This is a genomic window from Massilia sp. NP310, assembly GCF_019443485.1.
In the GTDB taxonomy this organism is placed as follows: Bacteria; Pseudomonadota; Gammaproteobacteria; order Burkholderiales; family Burkholderiaceae_D; genus Telluria; species Telluria timonae.
The window spans coordinates 4,278,486-4,296,035 of record NZ_CP080379.1; the positions used below are offsets into that span (position 1 = coordinate 4,278,486).

The 17,550-nt window shown below is 65.8% G+C and carries 14 protein-coding genes; 6 read left to right on the forward strand and 8 right to left on the reverse strand.

The features are described 5' to 3' along the window. The first annotated feature begins 86 nt into the window (after nucleotides 1–86). The 6 genes from KY496_RS18835 (at nucleotide 87) to KY496_RS18860 (ending at nucleotide 8,208) form a co-directional block, all read left to right on the forward strand. Nucleotides 87–1,964 (forward strand): potassium transporter Kup, encoded by a 1,878-nt coding sequence (locus KY496_RS18835; protein ID WP_219861958.1) that lies wholly within the window; start codon nucleotides 87–89, stop codon nucleotides 1,962–1,964. Between the two features lie 509 nt (nucleotides 1,965–2,473). Further along, complete coding sequence (locus KY496_RS18840) at nucleotides 2,474–3,409, forward strand: glycosyltransferase (protein ID WP_229520544.1); 936 nt, start codon at nucleotides 2,474–2,476, stop codon at nucleotides 3,407–3,409. Nucleotides 3,410–3,510: 101 nt separating this feature from the next. Beyond that, entirely contained in the window at nucleotides 3,511–4,998 is a 1,488-nt protein-coding gene (locus tag KY496_RS18845; RefSeq protein ID WP_219861961.1) for an asparagine synthetase B family protein, read from the forward strand. Nucleotides 4,999–5,203: 205 nt separating this feature from the next. Further along, nucleotides 5,204–5,638 (forward strand): FKBP-type peptidyl-prolyl cis-trans isomerase, encoded by a 435-nt coding sequence (locus KY496_RS18850; protein ID WP_071360923.1) that lies wholly within the window; start codon nucleotides 5,204–5,206, stop codon nucleotides 5,636–5,638. A 134-nt stretch (nucleotides 5,639–5,772) separates the two neighbouring features. Beyond that, complete coding sequence (locus tag KY496_RS18855) at nucleotides 5,773–5,967, forward strand: hypothetical protein (protein WP_005663961.1); 195 nt, start codon at nucleotides 5,773–5,775, stop codon at nucleotides 5,965–5,967. Nucleotides 5,968–6,096: 129 nt separating this feature from the next. Beyond that, nucleotides 6,097–8,208 (forward strand): PEP-CTERM sorting domain-containing protein, encoded by a 2,112-nt coding sequence (locus KY496_RS18860; protein ID WP_169331310.1) that lies wholly within the window; start codon nucleotides 6,097–6,099, stop codon nucleotides 8,206–8,208. Between the two features lie 32 nt (nucleotides 8,209–8,240). Here the strand turns inward: KY496_RS18860 and KY496_RS18865 are convergent, their stop codons facing one another. From KY496_RS18865 to hemA, 8 genes are all read right to left on the reverse strand, one after another. Beyond that, on the reverse strand, nucleotides 8,241–8,708 hold the full coding sequence (locus KY496_RS18865; protein ID WP_005663958.1) for a GNAT family N-acetyltransferase: 468 nt from the start codon (nucleotides 8,706–8,708) through the stop codon (nucleotides 8,241–8,243). Nucleotides 8,709–8,746: 38 nt separating this feature from the next. Next, a complete protein-coding gene (locus KY496_RS18870; protein ID WP_005663957.1) occupies nucleotides 8,747–9,793 on the reverse strand; it encodes a histone deacetylase family protein in 1,047 nt (348 codons plus the stop codon). A gap of 88 nt (nucleotides 9,794–9,881) precedes the next feature. After that, entirely contained in the window at nucleotides 9,882–11,477 is a 1,596-nt protein-coding gene (gene gshA, locus KY496_RS18875; RefSeq protein ID WP_184238587.1) for a glutamate--cysteine ligase, read from the reverse strand. Nucleotides 11,478–11,554: 77 nt separating this feature from the next. After that, nucleotides 11,555–13,579, reverse strand: coding sequence for a DUF885 family protein (locus KY496_RS18880; protein ID WP_219861963.1), 2,025 nt, complete (start codon nucleotides 13,577–13,579; stop codon nucleotides 11,555–11,557). 67 nt (nucleotides 13,580–13,646) lie between these two features. Next, nucleotides 13,647–14,468, reverse strand: a complete 822-nt coding sequence (prmC, locus tag KY496_RS18885) for a peptide chain release factor N(5)-glutamine methyltransferase (RefSeq protein WP_219861965.1) — start codon at nucleotides 14,466–14,468, stop codon at nucleotides 13,647–13,649. After that, nucleotides 14,465–14,947, reverse strand: coding sequence for a disulfide bond formation protein B (locus tag KY496_RS18890; RefSeq protein WP_005663953.1), 483 nt, complete (start codon nucleotides 14,945–14,947; stop codon nucleotides 14,465–14,467). The genes prmC and KY496_RS18890 overlap by 4 nt, the downstream gene beginning before the upstream one ends. Before the next feature lie 116 nt (nucleotides 14,948–15,063). Then, nucleotides 15,064–16,140, reverse strand: coding sequence for a peptide chain release factor 1 (prfA, locus tag KY496_RS18895; RefSeq protein WP_071360916.1), 1,077 nt, complete (start codon nucleotides 16,138–16,140; stop codon nucleotides 15,064–15,066). Between the two features lie 99 nt (nucleotides 16,141–16,239). Then, complete coding sequence (hemA, locus tag KY496_RS18900) at nucleotides 16,240–17,514, reverse strand: glutamyl-tRNA reductase (protein ID WP_005663950.1); 1,275 nt, start codon at nucleotides 17,512–17,514, stop codon at nucleotides 16,240–16,242. Between the last annotated feature and the right edge of the window lie 36 nt (nucleotides 17,515–17,550).

Genomic DNA, 17,550 nt, shown 5'->3' on the forward strand with positions numbered 1-17,550 from the left:
TGTATGATGCGCCACGAAATATTCTTGCTTTTTTTCAGCCACTATTTTATGGTGCGCCGCACCAATACAAAAGCGATGGTGTAATCTTGACATCAGATAGCAAGAAAAGCAGCCTGGCGGCACTCACCCTGGCTGCGGTCGGCATCGTCTACGGCGACATCGGCACCAGCCCCCTCTACACGCTGCGCGCGGTGTTCGACGACACCCACGGCCTGCCTCTCAATACTCCCAACATCCTCGGCGTCATCTCCCTGATCTTCTGGGCGCTCACGGTCATCGTTTCGCTCAAGTACGTGAGCCTGGTGCTGCGCGCGCACAACCGCGGCGAGGGCGGTATCATGGCCCTGATGGCGCTGGCGACCAACTCGGTGCCGCGCCACTCGCGCTGGAGTTTCCCGCTGCTGGCCATCGGCGTCATCGGCGCCACCATGTTCTATGGCGACAGCGTGATCACGCCGGCGATCTCGGTGCTCGGCGCGATCGAGGGCCTCGAGGTGGCCGCGCCCGGCATGTCGCACTACGTGGTGCCCCTGGCGGTGGTGGTGCTGGTGGCCCTGTACAGCGTGCAGCGCCATGGCACGGCCGGCATCGGCCGCTTCTTCGGTCCGGTGATGCTGGTGTGGTTCCTGGCGCTGGCCGCGATGGGCATCGTCAACATCGTCCAGTCGCCCGAGATCCTGAACGCGCTCAACCCCTGGCATGCGGCGCACTTCATGCTGGACAATAAATTGCTGGCCTTTATCGCGCTGGGCGCGGTGGTGCTGGCGATCACCGGCGCCGAGGCCCTGTATGCCGACATGGGGCACTTCGGCGCCAAGCCGATCCGCATGGCCTGGTTCCTGATCGCCTATCCGGCGCTGACCCTGAACTACCTGGGGCAAGGCGGCCTGCTGATCGCCGATCCCGGCGCGGTGGAAAACCCGTTCTACCACCAGCTCGGCACCTGGAGCGTGATCCCGCTGGTGATCCTGTCGACCATGGCGGCGGTGATCGCCTCGCAGGCCACGATCAGCGGCACCTATTCGATGACCAAGCAGGCGATCGCGCTCGGCCTGCTGCCGCGCATGCGCATCCTGCACACCTCGGAAAGCGAGATCGGCCAGATCTACATTCCGGCCGTCAACTGGCTGCAGCTGGCGGTGGTGCTGATCGCCGTGGTCGGCTTCGGCTCGTCGGACGAGCTGGCGGGCGCCTACGGCATCGCGGTCACGGCGACCATGATGATGACCACCGTGCTGACCTTCTTCGTGACCCGCTACCGCTGGCGCATGCCGCTGTGGGTCTGCCTGGGCGCGACCGGCTTCTTCCTGATCATCGATGTGCTGCTGTTCTCGGCCACCACCACCAAGGTCTTCCACGGCGGCTGGTTCCCGCTGCTGATGGGCGGCGTGCTGCTGACCCTGATGCTGACCTGGAAGCGCGGACGCGCTCTGGTGTTCGAGAACCTGCAGAAGCATGCGATACCGCTGGAAGCCTTCATGGAATCGCTGTTCGTGGCGCCGCCGACGCGGGTGCCGGGCACCGCCATCTTCCTGCGCGGCGAAAGCGACGGCGTGCCGCACGCGATGCTGCACAACCTGTCGCACAACAAGGTGCTGCACGAACGGGTGGTGTTCCTGACCGTGCACATGCGCGAGGAGCCATGGGTGCCGTTCGAGGAACAGATCGACATCGTCGACCTGGGCCACAACTGCTACCAGCTGAACATCCACTATGGCTTCAAGGACGAGGCCGACATTCCGGACATCCTCGACCGCTGCGGCGCGCTCGGCCTGTCGTTCGAGATGATGGAAACCTCGTTCTTCATCGCGCGCCAGACCGTGATCTCGGGCCCGGGCGGCGGCATGGCGCCATGGCGCGAGCACCTGTACGTGGCGATGTCGCGCAATGCGCGCAGCGCGGCCGACTATTACCAGATCCGCAGCAACCGGGTGATCGAGCTGGGCACGCAGATCGAGATCTGAGGAGACCGCCGCCATTGATGTACGGATCTGGAACTGTATATCTCAGTGTACGATTGTCATTCTGCTATGTTGCAGCCTGCCGGCAGTCCGCATGCGTGGCCATGGCGGTCCCGCACCACGATCACAGGGGCTCGCCTGATATCGGGCAGACGAGTGGCCAGGTGTCATGATTTTCTCCTGGAAAGATGACATGGCAGAAAAATGCTAAGATTGTTGACAATTTTTTACCGATGGTCAGGGGAACCCTGTGTGTATGGTCATGCCAAACTGTATATGCCTGGCGCCATGAATTTCGTGAGAGTAAGGCAAAAGCGTATTGCATGAAGTACTGGCAGGTTCCACGGGTAGCAGTCAACCACGGCGCTGCCTGTTACCTGACATGTACAGACTTGCCGCATTCTGGACTTGAAGCCGAACAGCCCCTCCTCGATACACTTGTAGCTGACTGTTATCAGGTCAGCCAACACACTCGCGAAGATTTAGGTGACTATAGGAGATAAATCTTGTCCATGATAATTATTATGGCAACGTGCAACGGGGCCAAGACGTTGCCAAAAGTGTTTGAAGGATATGCGAACCTCGCACAACCCGTAGGTGGGTGGTCGGCCATCGTGGTGGATGACGGGAGCGATGACGAAACCCGTTCAATCGTCGAATCTTACGCAAAATTATTGCCGATCGAATACGTTCATCAGGAGCGAAGCGGCAAGAACGCAGCACTCAACCGTGGCGTTGAGCTGGCGCTGCAACGTCGTCCGGCCGCCGAGTTGGTCGTGATGACAGACGATGACGCCACGCCTGAGCGCGATTGGCTTGTTGCGATGCAGGCTTGCATGCTGGAGCACGCCGACTACGACCTGTTTGGTGGTGCAATATTGCCCGATTGGGGCGCCCCACCTCCTGACTGGGTGCTGCGTCACGTTCCACTTGGGCTGGCGTTCGCGATCACCAACTTCAGCGACGGCCCGATTCAGCCCGGCGCCATATGGGGGCCGAATATGGCAGTTCGCCGCCGGGTGTTCGAAGCCGGGCACCGGTTCAACCCGAATGTGGGACCAAACCGCGGTAACTATATCATGGGTAGCGAGACGGAATTCAATAAACGTGTCGTCGCCGCAGGCCATAAAGCCTGGTTCTCGAACAATCCGCGAGTCAACCATTTTATTCGTCCACATCAGTTAACTGAGGAGTTTTGCCTGGGCCGCGCTTTCCGAGGAGGACGCGGTACTTGTCTGGAAACGGGCGACATGACGCACTTCCCCACATTATTTGGCGTACCGCGCTGGCTATATACGAAAAAAATGCGTCATGCACTGCAAATTGCCTTGGCAACGTTGCGTGGCGATAGTGAAGCCAAGTTCAAGGCGCGCTTCCACTACCATCACACGCGTGGATTCTTGCATCAGGCACATGATCTGAAAAACGCAGCATCGCGGAAACAATGAGCTTGCTTTAGCGGGCTCAACCGGGCATCGCAAGACTGGATCATTGAACGGATTGTGATATAGAACTTGTGCATCAATCTTTTCATGAATTGGATATTGGAATGAACGAATCATTTTTCCACGTCAAACGGCTGACTGAAGGGTTTGATGTTCGGGGAAAAGCGCATTGTGCCCTTGGGCACCAGATCGCACGAGAATCGGGTAATCCCGATGGCATCTACGTCGAATGGAATTGGGATGGGAAGTGCTTAACTGCGCGCAACGACCGCTACGGGATGTTCCCGGTTTTTTATTACTCGCGCGACGGGGAATTCGCGATATCGTCGTCCATTGATCAGCTTCTCAATGCCGGTGCCAGTCCCGAACTGGATGAAACGGCGCTATCCGTATTCTTCAGGCTCGGCTTTTTTATCGGCGACGATACACCTTTCCGCCACATCCGCGCCCTGCCGCCGGCGGCGACACTGAGTTGGGATGGTGAACTACGTCTTGAACGCGCGACCAGGGCCCGTGGCGCCCCCAGCCGTGGCGAATCTCGCACATCTGCGCTCGACACCTATAACGAACTTTTCCGCCGTTCGATGACCCGGCGGGCTCCCTCCGATGCGAATTTCGCTGTGCCATTGAGCGGAGGACGCGATTCACGACATATCTTGTTCGAACTGCTCCGCCAAGGGCATAAGCCTGGTCGCTGCATTACTGCGCTCCACTTCCCACCACGGGGAAACGAAGATGCGCGCATTGCCACCATGCTTACGCAAGAATTCGGGTTGAAGCATGACATTATTCCGCAATCCGGCTCATTTTACACAGCGGAAGCGGCGAAAAATCTGTTGACCAGTTATTGCACCGATGAGCATGCCTGGTATCTGGAGACGGTATCCAATATTCGCGCGCGAGAACGTGTCGTTTATGACGGTATTGCAGGAGATGTTCTTTCGCAAAGCGTTTTTCTGACAGAGGAACGCCTGCGATTATTCCAGACCGCTTCTGCCAAAGAAATCGCAACACAGCTCCTTAGCAAAGCCGAGAGGAAACTCAGCAATCTTCTGACGCCGCAGTTATACCGTAGTACAAGCCTGGAACTTGCTGTCAGCCATCTGGAAAAAGAAGTAAAAACTCATTTGGATAGTCCAAATCCGGTCGGTTCGTTCTTCTTCTGGAACCGTACACGACGCGAGATTGCCTTGGTACCCTATGGCCTGCTGGGAGATGTGCCAACGGTGTATGCTCCATTCCTGGATCATGATCTCTACGACTTTCTTACGGGACTGCCTGTAGAAATGTTAGTCGATCATACCTTCCATACAGATACAATCAGCCGCGCATATCCCGAGTACGCAGGACTTCCATATGAAGACAAAGGAAAGCGCGCCGATTCGCCAGACTTCATGCTGCTTCACGCCGAATTTGGCAGGAAGGTAGCCAAGCGCCTGCTGCTTCGTCCATCATCACGACTGATCAACAAGCGCTTTGCCCTTCCACGCGCTGTGCGGACCCTCTTCAGTTCAGCCTTCAGTGCGTCTACACACTGGTACAGTCCGTTGGCACTCTATCTCGACCAGCTCGATATCGCGTCGCGTCGCTGAGCGCCGCGGAATGCCATGGCATCCCGCATCGGCCGTTTCGGGCCGAGGGGGCGAGGTTGACTTTTCTCGCTGTCGTCCCGGCACGTCCGTTGCAGAATGGCACGACAATTATCAGACAAATTCAAGACAGTTTCATGGGACTAATTCGATAAGGTACGAGGTTTCGTTACACCAACCTTATTTGCCTTTCCTGTCGAGGACCCCCATGAAGCTGAAGTTTCCCCTGATTGCCGCCTTTGCCGCCATGCTCGCGCTGACCGCCTGCGGCGGTGGCGGCAGCGACGACGACAAGCCCGTCGTCAGCAGCCCCGCGGCGCTGACCAAGACCGACAACACGGTGGGTACCGGCGCCGAGGCCGTGACCGGCAAGACGGTGACCACCCAGTACACGCTGTGGCTGTATAACGACAAGGTCGCCGACTTCAAGGGCACGCGTCTGGAATCGGGCAATCTGCGCCCTTACGTCGTCGGCAGCGGCACCGTCATTCCCGGCTACGACCAGGGTGTGATCGGCATGAAGGTCGGCGGCAAGCGCACCGTCCTGATCCCGGCTAACCAGGCCTACGGCGCGACCGGCAACGGTCCGGTTCCGCCGAACTCGGGCCTGGTGTATGAAATCATCCTGACCAAGGTCGAGTAAGCCGGCCAGGCCCGGCGTCAATGACCTACCGGACCGGGGCACCGCCCCGGTCTTTTTTTGCGTGTACGGCTGACCTGGCGCACGGTCCACGTGACGGCGGCAGGCGATGCTCGGGATTTTAGGCCGAGCCGATCATGCGTTCTTCTTTCCACTTTGCCGTCTGCCTGCTGCCCAGCTACTCTGCCTTCGCCGCCACCAGGCCCGCGCCCGCGCCGGTCTCCCCGGCTTGCGTCGTCGCTGATCCCGTTCTCGCCGCCGACCCGCCCGCCTGGCTGCTGCTGGCCGCCGCGCTGCTGCTGCTCGGGGCAGGCCGCCTGGCCGCCTCCTGACCCGTGCACGCCTGCGCTGGCGCAGAACGTCCCCGCCGTGTTTGCGACATCGTTGAGATTCCCCGGTCACCGGAAGGATCGATCATGTCCCTGCGCAAACATTTCTTAAATAAATTGTTGGTGATAATAATGGCGTTGCCGGGACTGGCCATGGCGGCGCCGCTGTACCGCATGACCTGGCTGCCGCAAGACTTCACCGCCGCCGGCCTCGACGGCGCCGGGCGGGTGGTCGGCACCGCGCAGGGCGGGGCGGCGGTGTGGTCGACGGGCGGCACCACCTACCTGGCCTCGCTCCTGCCGGGCAGCGAAGGCCTGGCGATCAACAACGGCGGGTCCATCGTCGGCCGCGTCGGCAGCGACGCCTTCGTGTATGCCGGCGGCGCGTTCTCGATCTTCAACGTGCCGCCGGCCTACGGCACCTGGGCCACCGCCATCAACGACGCCGGCCAGGTGGCGGGCTTCGGCGCCGTCGGCTTTTCCGAGACCTACGCCTTCCTGTACCAGTCGGGCGCGGTGACCCAGCTTGGCAGCTTCGGCGGCACGATCAGCGTGGCCAACGCGATCAATGCCAGCGGCCACATCGCCGGCTTCGCCAGCCGCGCCGGCGATGGCGCCGACTGGGGCGATCCGCGCCGCACCGCCTCGGTCTACCGCGACGGCGTCCAGCACGACCTCGGCTCGCTGGGCGGCTGGTTCAGCGAAGCGAACGACATCAACGACGCCGGCTTCGTCGCCGGCTGGTCCGGGCTCGAGGACAACTTCAGCGAGCGGCCCTTCCTGTTCTCGCCCCTTGATGACCGCATGATCGATCTCGGCACGCTGGGCGGCGTGTCCGGGCGCGCCAATGCGCTCAACAATGCCGGGCTCGTGGTGGGCCTGTCCGGCATCGGCAGCGTGGGCGGCTTCGACTACCATGCCTTCGTGTATGGGGCCGACGGCGGGCGTGAAGGCATGCTCGACCTCAACGCGCTGGTGGGCGAGCGCGGCGACTGGCAGCTGGTGAATGCGCTCGACGTCAACGATGCCGGCCAGATCCTGGTCCAGGCCTGCAACGGGCTGGGCGACTGCCGTGCGGTACGGCTCGACCTGGTCACGGCGGTGCCCGAGCCCGGAACCTGGGCGATGCTGGGGACTGGGCTGGCGCTGCTGGCCTGGCGCGCGCGCCGGCGCCCGCGCGCGCGCCTGCACCGGATGGCGCCGGCGCTCCTGATCGGACCGCTGGCGGCGCCGCTGGCAGCGGCCGCTACTCCTGCCACAGCGCCGGCCACAGCGCCGGTGGAAGCGGCGCAGGCCGCGCCGGGCTTGTTCCGGGTCACCTTCATTCCGGCCGAACTCAATGCCAGGGCCATCAATGGCAAGGGCCATGTGGCCGGCAGCAACGGCGCGGCCGCCGTGTGGGATGGCGCCACCGTGCGCGATTACGCCGCGCTGGCGCCGGGTTCGAGCGCCGCCGCGATCAACGGTCACGGCCACCTGGCCGGGGCCTACGTCGATGCCGCCCACGTGTTCTCGCCCGCCGGCCTGCGCAATGCCGGGCGCGGGGTGCTGGTGGGTTTCAATTCGGCGAGCGGCCTGAACGACAGCGGGGCGGTATCCGGCAACGCCGCCTTTGGCGTCGGCGAGCGTGGCCGCGGCTTCGTCGTCGCCAACGGCATCACGCGCATCATTCCCACGTTCGGCGGCACCTGGGGCGGTTCCGCCGCGATCAACCGCCACGGCGCCGTGACCGGCACCGCGTCGGTCACGGGCGACGCGATCCCGGTGCCGCACTACCTTGCCTACGTGTATCGCGACCAGATCATGCGCAGCCTGGGGACGCTGGGCGGCAAGAACAGCAGCGCCTTCGACATCAACGATGCGGGCGACGTGGTGGGCGTCGCCGATACCGGCATCGTCATCGACGGCGCCAGCTATCTATGGCAACCGTTCCTGTATTCGGGCGGCGTGATGTACGGCCTGGGCGCGCTGGGCGGCTTCGGCTATGGCGTCGCCAACGGCCTCAACAACGCCGCATCGGTGGTCGGCTCGTCGAGCGCCGACACGCCCGATGGCCCGGCGTCGCACGCCTTCCTCTACGAGCGGGGCGCGATGCGCGACCTGAACGCGCTGAGCGCGATGCCCGCGGGCTGGACGCTGGTGGACGCGACCGACATCAACGATGCGCGCCAGATCCTGGCCCTGGCCTGCCGTCTCGAAGACTGCCAGTATGTGCGGCTCGATCCGCCGCCATGCGACTGCTGAGACCGCGGCGCCGCCCGCAGTCGTGCGGGCGGTCAGCGCAGCATGTCGATGTGCATGATGCCGTCTTCGTCATAGGGTTCCGAGACGGTCTGGAAGCCGAAGCTGCCGTAGAAGCGCTCCAGGTATTGCTGGGCGCCGATGCGGATGCGGTGGCCCGGATACAGCGCCTCGGCCTGGCGGATGCCTTCGTCGAGCAGGGCGCGGCCGGCGCCGGTGCCGCGCGCGGCCGGGGTGGTGATCACGCGGCCGATCGACATCTCGTCGTACTTGGCGCCCGGGGCCAGCACGCGCAGGTAGGCGGCCAGGCTGCGCTTGCCGTCGACGCTGCGCCAGCCCAGCAGGTGGTGGGCTTCGGGGTCGTGGCCGTCGATGTCGGGATACAGGCAGGTCTGCTCGAGGATGAAGACGTTCTGGCGCTGGGCCAGCACTTCGTAGAGGTCGAACGGGGTAAGGTCGGCGAAGCGCGAGAATTGCCAGTCGATGAGGCTAGAGGTGGTCATGAAATGCGAAGCGATGGTGGTGGAATGTGGAACGGCGGTCATTCGGCGGCGGTTTCGAAACCTTCCAGCACATTGACCGTATGGATGCCGAGCTCGGGGCCGGCGTTGCCGCCCTCGAACATGAAGGCCGTGGGCAGGCCCAGGTGGGCGATGCGTTCGCCGATGCGCAGGAAATCGCCGCCCTGCAGGCCGAAGCGCGGATCCTGTCCTTGCGCGGCCGTATCGACGCCGAGCGAGACCACCAGCGCCTGCGGCCGGGCCATGGCGATCTTGAGGCAGGCGGTTTCCAGCGCCGCGAACCAGGCGCTGCTGCCGCAACCGGGCGCGAGCGGGATATTCATCGTGTAGCCGAGGCCGGCGCCGCTGCCGGTCTCGTCGGCATGACCCAGGTAGAACGGATATGCCTGGCGCGGGTCGGCATGGATCGAGACGAACAGCACGTCGTTGCGATGATAAAAAATGCTTTGGGTGCCGTTGCCGTGGTGGTAGTCGAGGTCGAGGATGGCCACGCGCTCCAGGCCGTCGTCCAGCAGGTGCTGGGCCGCCAGCGCGGCATTGTTCAGGAAGCAGGCGCCGCCGAAGAAATCGCTGCCGGCGTGGTGGCCGGGCGGGCGCGTGAGCGCGAAGGTGCCGCGCTCGCCGCGCCGCAGGGCATGGGCCGCATTGACGGCGCAGTCGGCGCCGGTCTTGGCCGCGATCCAGGTGCCGCTCGTCAGCGGCGTAGCGGCATCCATCGAGTACAGGCCGAGGCGCGCGCACACATCGTCCGGCTCGATATCGGCGCGCAGGGTGCGCACCGGCCACACCCCCGGCAAGGCATCCTTGCCGGCATTGCGCGGGTCGAGACCGATCCACTCGTTCCAGGCCTGGCGCAGGAAGTGCAGATAGCGCGGGCTGTGCACCCGCTCGAGCGTCATGAGCGGCACGCCGTGCGGCGTGACGATGGCGCCCAGGCCGCGCCGCTCGCATTCCTTCAGAACGATGGCGGCGCGCTCGGGTTTTTCCGAACAAGGCGCCAGCTCGCCGCGATCGAGCTCGACGCGGCCGTCATGCTGGGCATGGTGTTCGTTGTAAAACGTGAGCAAGTGGTCCTCGGGGCTGCGGAGTCAAGCGGTAAGCGCGAGCGGCCGTGGCGGCGCTGGCGCGCCCCGTCGAACTACAGCCTACCGGAACTTAGTTGTTGGAGCATAGCCTACTGCAATTGTAGGCCGCAACAAAGTCGTCGAAGCTGCCGGTGTCCGTCTGCTCGATGCTCGCCTGCTCGGCGTGCGAGTTGGCCGCCATCTCGTCGAACAGCGCTTCCTCGGCCGGCATCAGCGGGCTGTCGCGGAAGGTGGCCGCATGCAGGCGGCTCTGCTGCAGGCCGAAGGCCGCGGCCGAGCCGAGCGCGCGCACTTCTTCCAGCACCCGCGCCGACGGGGTCAGCGATGGATCCTCGATCTTCGCCTTCTGCCTGGCCAGCGAACCCTGGTGCACGTCGCCCTCGTTGTGCTGGTCGTCCAGCAGCTGCGCCACCGGGCGGATGCGCTCGATCAGTTCCAGCGCCCATTCCGTCAAAGGCACCTCGAGGCCGTCGCGGGTCAGGGTCAGGTCGGGGCGGCGCCCCTCCTTGACCGTGCGCGCGAAGTTGCGCGCGTGCAGCTGGCTGTCGTGGGCGCTGATCAGGGGGCTTTCCTCGAGCGCGCAGAACAGCAGGAAGGCGTCCAGGAAGCGGCCGGTATCGAGGGCGATGCCGACCGGTTCGAACGGGTCGACGTCGAGGCAGCGCACCTCGATGTATTGCACGCCGCGGTTGCACAGGGCCTGGACCGGACGCTCGCCGGTGCGGATCACGCGCTTGGGTCGGATGGTCGAGTAATACTCGTTCTCGATCTGCAGCACATTGGTCGACAGCTGGATCCACTCGCCGTTTTTCTTGGTGCCCAGCTTGGCATAAGGCTCGTAGGGACGGTTGACCGCATCCATCAGGCTCGTGACATAGCTTTCCAGGCTGTTTTCGTGCGGACGCAGGCCGGACTGGGCATCGTTCTGGTAACCCAGGTCGCTCATGCGCAGGCTGGTCGCGTACGGCAGGTACAGGGTGTCGTCGGACAGTGTCTCGAGCTGGTGCTCACGGCCGCGCAGGAAGCTGGTGGTGAGCGCCGGCGTCGCGCCGAACAGGTACATCAGCAGCCAGGAATAGCGGCGGAAGTTGCGGATCATCGCGATATAGCTTTCCGACTGGAAGTCGCGCAGCGCATGGCGGCGTTCCTCGGTGATCCCTTCTTCTTGCGCGAACAGCTGCCACAACCGTTCCGGCAGCGAATAATTGTAGTGGATGCCGGCGATGCATTGCATGGCCTTGCCATAGCGCAGCGCCAGGCCGCGCCGGTACACGTGCTTGAGCATGCCGATATTCGACTTGCCGTACCAGGCGATCTCGATCTCTTCCTCGGGCGGCAGTTCGCCCGGCATCGACACGCCCCACAGCATTTCGTCGCCCAGCTTGGCGTAGGCGTAGCGGTGGATCGCATCGAGGCGGTGCAGCGCCAGCGCGATGTCGTGCTCGGCCGGCGTGATGAATTCCAGCAGCGCCTCGGCGTAGTCGGTCGTGATGTGCGGGTGCGTCAGGGCCGAACCGAGCGCCGGGGAGTGCGGGGTGCGCGCCAGCCGGCCTTGCGCGTCGACCCGCAGGGTCTCGCGCTCGATGCCGCGCAGGCCCTGGCCCAGCAGGGCGCGGTGGTCGTCGTCGTCGAGCAGGGCCAGGCGGCGGTTGAATTGGTTCGACACAGTGTTTCCTTTCTTATACTGCCAGTTCGGTTGGTGCAGAGATTAACCGAAAAACGGACTGCGCGTTCGGGCGCCCCTCATTCAGGCGAAGGCGCATCCCAGAGCGGCGCCCGGAACGATTTGCTGGCAGGCGGCGGCGCAGGCAGGGACGGCGGCGCGAAATCGGGCGCCGGGCCCGGGTCGTAGCCCGGCGGGAGTTCGCCGTCGAGCACGAAATCGAATTCGAAGGCGGGCATCCAGGTCGGCTCCGGCCGCGATGCGAATTCGGCGTTGAACTCGGCATCGGGGGCGGCCGCGGCCTGCGGCGCGCCGGCGCGCGTGGCGGGATCCTTCTCGGCCACGAGCCAAAGGCCCATCCGGCGTTCCAGCTCGGCCAGCGGCAGCGCGCCGCCGCCGAGCAGGGCGTCGTGGAAGCGGCGCAGGTCGAACAGCTTGCCGAGCGCGGAGCGCGCCTGGGTGCGCAGCGCCAGGATGCGCAGCTGGCCGATCTTGTAGCCCAGCGCCTGGCCCGGACGCGCGATATAGCGGTCGACCTCGGCCTCGTTGTCCAGCGGCGGATTGGCGGTATGCGTGTTCAGGTAGTCGATCGCCTGCTGGCGCGTCCAGCCGAGCGAATGGATGCCGGTGTCGACCACCAGGCGCGCGGCGCGGAACATCTCTTCGTTGAGGTGGCCGAACAGCGAGAACGGATCCTGGAACAGGCCGAGTTCGGGGCCCAGGCTTTCGGCATAGGTGGCCCAGCCTTCGCCGTAGGCGTCGTACCAGCCGTGGCGCCGGAACGCCGGCAGGTCCAGTTCCTGCGCGCGCGCCACCTGCAGGTGGTGGCCGGGCACCGCCTCGTGCAGGGCCACGGTGTCGACCTGCCAGATCGGACGCGCGTCCAGGCGCGCCGTGTCGACCACCAGCGCGGCGGTGCGCGCCGCGCTGCCGGCCTCGTAATAGGCGGCCGGCTGGCTGGCGCCGTCGCCGCCCATCGGCTTGACGACGATGCCGGCCGCCGGGACGACCGTCACCACGCGGCCCAGCCGCGCCTGGGCCAGCGCCAGCGTGCGCCGGTAGCGGTCGAGCAGGGCCGCCGCGTCGACGAAGAACAGGCGCCGGTCGCTGCGCGCGAAGGCGATGAACTCGGCGAAGCCGCCGCGAAAGCCCGTGCGCGGGATCAGGCGCTCGATTTCCGCGCGCAGGCGCGCCACCTCTTGCAGGCCGAGCGCATGCACCTGGGAAGGCGTCATCGCGGTGGTGGTGCTGTCCTTCACCAGCTGGGCGTACCACGCGGGGCCGCCCGGCAGCGCCGCGGCGCCGATGCTGTCGCGTGCGGCGGGCACGTAGTCCTGGCGCAGGAAGTCCTCGAGCTTGCGCAGGGCGGGCGCCGCCTGCTGTTCGAGGGTTGCCTTGCCGGCCGCGCGGAACTGCTCGCGCACCTCGGGCGCGATGGTCGCCGGGATGCGCCGGAAGGGCGCGCCGAGCGGTCCTTCGGCCAGCTTTTCGCGCAGCGCGCGCAAGGCGTCTGCTACCTGCGCGACGGCGGGCTTCGGGATCGTCCAGCCGGCCTGTTTGCCGGCGCGCAGCTGCTCGATCAGGCCGTCGACGTGGGCCGGCAGCGCCTGCAGGCGCGCCAGATAGGTCAGGTAGTCGGCGTCGGTCGCGAACGGCATCTGCGCGACCAGGCGCGGCAAGCGCACCTGCAGACCGTCGTAGGCGGTGATCGGGAGCGGATCGAAGGGCGTCAGCGCGCCGGCGGCGATCAGGCGCTCCTTGTCGGCCACGAACAGGTCGTACGACACCCGGTCTTCACCAACCAGCTGCGCGCGGTCGATCTTCTGCGCCGCCGCCAGCATGGCGCGCTCGTGCTCGAGCGCGGCCGCGCGTCCCGCCAGCGAGGTGTCGGACAGCCAGGCGTTGTAGCGATGCTCGCCCAGGGCGGTGGCCTTTTCGGGCGCATGGCGCAACTGCCACTGCCAGTCGCGCTCGTAGAGCCGGGCCGCCAGCCTTGACGGCTGCTCGCCCGGCGCATCCTGGGTGACGGCAGGCGGCGCGGGCGGCACGGCGGCGGCGCCATGCAACGGGGCGAGCAGGACGAGAGAGGCGAACAGGATGCGCATGCATGCTCCGGAATCAGGACTGGTCATTTTAACAAGTCCATTCCCAGGCGTGCGCGCCCCAGGCGCCCTAGGCACCGCGGCGGCCCCCGCTGACCCGTTCGATGCCGGCCAGGTCGCGCCAGCTCCGCACCTCGCCGTAGCCGCGCGCGCTCAACAGGCCGCGCACCGCCTCGGCCTGGTCGTAGCCATGCTCGAGCAGCAGCCAGCCGCCGGGTTCCAGGTGCGCCGCCGCGCCATCGGCGATGGTGCGCAGGTCGGACAGGCCGTCGGCATGGTCGGTCAGGGCGTCGATCGGCTCGAAGCGCAGGTCGCCCTCGATCAGGTGGCGGTCGCCGGCCACGATATAGGGCGGGTTCGAGACGATCAGGTGGAAGCGCTCGGCGCCGAGGGCTGCGTACCAGTCGCTGCGCAGGAAGCGCACGCGCGCGCCGTTGGCGGCGGCATTGGCGCGCGCGACGGCCAGCGCCTCTTCGCTCACGTCGAGCGCGGTGACGTCGGCGTCGGGCCGCGTGTGGGCGACGGCGACGGCGATCGCGCCGCTGCCGGTGCCCATGTCGAGCACGCGCTGCTGCGGCGCCAGGCGCTCCAGCGCGAGTTCGACGATCAGTTCGGTGTCCGGACGCGGGATCAGCACCGCCGGCGTCACCTTGAACGGCAGCCCGAAGAATTCGCGCTCGCCGACGATGTAGGCGATCGGTTCGCCGTCCAGGCGGCGTTGCACCAGCGCCGCCAGGAGCGCCGCTTCTTCAGGGGTGAGCACGCGTTCCGACTGCGTGATCAGGGCCACGCGCGGCAGGCGCAGCGCATGGCACAGCAGGATGCGGTTTTCCAGCGGATCGAGCGGCAGCGACAGCCGCACCTGCCCGAGGGTGGCGCCGGCCTCGATCATGCCCGCTTGGCGCGGAAGTGGCGCAGCAGCACCCAGCCCAGCAGCACGGTGAGCACCACGAACCAGACCGCCGACCATTGCGGGATGGCCAGGCCCAGGATGGCGTCGGTCGCGCCTTCGCACAGGCCGTCGGCGCGGAACAGCCACGGCAGGTATTCGGCGGTGGGAATCTTGTTGAGCATCGTTTCCATCGGATCGATGCCGCACGAGAAGCCGGGATTGGCGATCACGTACAGGTGCTTGCCGACCGTGTACAGGCCGCCGAAGGCCGCCAGCAGGGCCAGGATCGTGCCTTCACGCACCTTGCCGCTGATGGCCGATACCAGCGTGCACACGCCGATGGCGAGGAACATGTAGCGCTGGATCACGCACAGCGGGCAGGGCCGCATCTCCATGATGTGCTGCAGATAGAGGGCGACGGCGATCAGCGCGAACGAGATCGACGAGATGGCGAACAGGACCTGGCGGTTGGTAGGCATGCGTGGCTTTCTCAGAACGTGTACCAAGGGGCGGGGCAAGCGCTTATTTTCGCATGAAGCGGCCACGCCCGACGTCGTGCATTTTCAATCTGGCAACTTAACAATGACTTAAGTCATCAGTCACCGAGCGCCGCCAGCAATTCGGCCTGGTGTTCCTGGGCCAGCGCATCGGTCAGCTCCTTCAGGTCGCCGTCCATGATGAAGTCCAGCTTGTACAGGGTCAGGTTGATGCGGTGGTCGGTCAGGCGGCCCTGCGGGAAGTTATAGGTGCGGATGCGCTCGCTGCGGTCGCCCGAGCCGATCAGGCTCTTGCGGGTGGCCGCTTCCTTCGACTGCTGTTCGCGCAGCTGGGCGTCCTTCAGGCGCGCCGCCAGCACCTTCATGGCCGAGGCCTTGTTCTTGTGCTGGCTGCGGTCGTCCTGGCACTCGACCACCAGGCCGGTCGGCAGGTGGGTAATACGCACTGCAGAATCTGTTTTATTGATGTGCTGGCCGCCGGCGCCGGAAGCGCGGTAGGTGTCGATGCGCAGGTCGGCCGGGTTGATGTCGACGTCCTCGACCTCGTCGGCCTCGGGCATCACCGCCACCGTGCAGGCCGAGGTGTGGATGCGGCCCTGGGTTTCGGTGGCCGGCACCCGCTGCACGCGGTGGCCGCCCGATTCGAACTTGAGCTTCGAATAGGCGCCATGGCCCACCACGCGCACGATCACTTCGCGGTAGCCGCCCAGGTCGGAGGGCGACTCGGACACCATCTCGACCTGCCAGCGATTGCGCTCGGCGAAACGGGTGTACATGCGCAGCAGGTCGCCCGCGAACAGGGCCGATTCGTCGCCGCCGGTGCCGGCGCGGATCTCGAGGAAGATGTTGCGCTCGTCGTTGGCGTCCTTCGGCAGCAGCATTTTCTGCAGCTCGAGTTCCAGGCCCGCCATGCGTTCCTTCGCGGCCTCGATTTCCTCCTGGGCGAAGTCCTTCATGTCCGGATCCTGCAGCAGCTCGCGGGCCGCCTCGGTATCCGCGAGCGCGCCCTGGTACTGGCGGTACACGCCCACCAGCGGCGTCAGTTCGGCGTGCTCGCGCGTCATCTTGCGGTAGCTGTCCATGTTCGCGGTGGCGCCTTCGCTCATCAGGAGTTCATCCAGCTCGACGAGGCGGTTGGCGAGTTGGTCCAGCTTGAACAGCATGGAAGGTTTCATGGGCAGTCTCGGTATGAAGATGGTCGGATGGCCGCAGCGAAGGGCCGGGTTGCGCGAGCTGGCGCGCATGGCGGGCGGGGCCGCCGGGAGGATCGGGCGCTAACGGCGGCCGCGGAACAGCTGCGGCAGCAGGGTGGCCAGGCGCGCGCGGTCGTCGCCCTGGGCCTGGTGCAGGGCCTGTTGCGGGCCGTGCAGGAACTTGGCGGTGAGGCCCTTGGACAGCGCTTCGAGCACGGCTTCGGCATCGTCGCCGCGCGCCAGCATCTTGCGCGCGCGTTCCAGCTCGGCCTGGCGCAATGCCTCGCCCGATTCGTGCAGGTCGCGGATCACCGGCACCACGGCGCGGTCGCCGACCCAGTGCATGAAGGACTGGACCCGGGTCTCGATGATGGCTTCGGCCTGGCGCACGGCGGCCTGGCGGCTTTCCATGCCGGTCTGCACCACCTGGGCCAGGTCGTCGACCGTGTACAGGAACACGTCGTCCAGGCGCGCGACCTCGGGTTCGATATCGCGCGGCACGGCCAGGTCGACCATGAACATCGGGCGGTGGCGGCGCGCCTTGACCGCGCGCTCGACCAGGCCCTTGCCGATCAGCGGCAGGGTCGAGGCGGTGCACGAGATGACGATGTCAAATTGCTGCAGGTTGTCCGGCAGGTCGGCCAGGCGGATCGCGCGGCCGTTGTAGCGCGCGGCCAGCGCCTCGCCGCGCTCCATGGTGCGGTTGGCGATGGTGACCGATTTCGGGTTCTGGGCCGCGAAGTGGGCCGCGCACAGCTCGATCATCTCGCCGGCGCCGATGAACAGCACGTGCTGGTCGGCGATGCGGTCGAAGATGCGGTGCGCGAGGCGCACCGCAGCGGCGGCCATCGACACGCTGTGGGCGCCGATCTCGGTGGTGGTGCGCACTTCCTTGGCCACCGCGAAGGTGCGCTGGAACATCTGGTGCAGATAGGTGCCCAGGCCGCCGGCGGCGTCCGCGGTGCGCACCGCATCCTTCATCTGGCCCAGGATCTGCGGCTCGCCCAGCACCATCGAGTCCAGGCCCGACGCGACGCGGAAGGCGTGGCGCACGGCGTCGTCCTGCGGCAGCAGGTAGAGGTGGGGGCGCAGCTCGGCGTAGTTCAGCGCATGATAATGCGCCAGGAACTGAGCGGAAGCGTCGAGCGGATCGGGCAGCCTGGTGGCCGCGTACAGCTCGGTGCGGTTGCAGGTCGACAGGATCGCCGCCTCTTCGCCGCCGACCGACCCTTGCCGCGCGAACCAGCCCCGCGCCGACTGCACCGCCGTGCCGATCTGGTCGGGCGCGAGCGCCAGCTGCTCGCGCAGCGAGACCGGTGCTGTGGTGTGGTTCAGGCCGACGGCAAGCAGTTGCATTTCGGAGGGAGGGCGAAGGTCAATGGACTGGGGCCA

Excerpts from the sequence above, each read along its gene's own strand:
- KY496_RS18840 (WP_229520544.1), top strand. The coding sequence starts at position 2,474 with ATGATAATTATTATGGCAACGTGCAACGGGGCCAAGACGTTGCCAAAA.
- KY496_RS18845 (WP_219861961.1), top strand. The coding sequence starts at position 3,511 with ATGAACGAATCATTTTTCCACGTCAAACGGCTGACTGAAGGGTTTGAT.
- KY496_RS18850 (WP_071360923.1), top strand. The coding sequence starts at position 5,204 with ATGAAGCTGAAGTTTCCCCTGATTGCCGCCTTTGCCGCCATGCTCGCG.
- KY496_RS18855 (WP_005663961.1), top strand. The coding sequence starts at position 5,773 with ATGCGTTCTTCTTTCCACTTTGCCGTCTGCCTGCTGCCCAGCTACTCT.
- KY496_RS18860 (WP_169331310.1), top strand. The coding sequence starts at position 6,097 with ATGGCGTTGCCGGGACTGGCCATGGCGGCGCCGCTGTACCGCATGACC.
- KY496_RS18865 (WP_005663958.1), bottom strand. The coding sequence starts at position 8,708 with ATGACCACCTCTAGCCTCATCGACTGGCAATTCTCGCGCTTCGCCGAC.
- KY496_RS18880 (WP_219861963.1), bottom strand. The coding sequence starts at position 13,579 with ATGCGCATCCTGTTCGCCTCTCTCGTCCTGCTCGCCCCGTTGCATGGC.
- prmC (WP_219861965.1), bottom strand. The coding sequence starts at position 14,468 with ATGATCGAGGCCGGCGCCACCCTCGGGCAGGTGCGGCTGTCGCTGCCG.
- KY496_RS18890 (WP_005663953.1), bottom strand. The coding sequence starts at position 14,947 with ATGCCTACCAACCGCCAGGTCCTGTTCGCCATCTCGTCGATCTCGTTC.
- prfA (WP_071360916.1), bottom strand. The coding sequence starts at position 16,140 with ATGAAACCTTCCATGCTGTTCAAGCTGGACCAACTCGCCAACCGCCTC.
- hemA (WP_005663950.1), bottom strand. The coding sequence starts at position 17,514 with ATGCAACTGCTTGCCGTCGGCCTGAACCACACCACAGCACCGGTCTCG.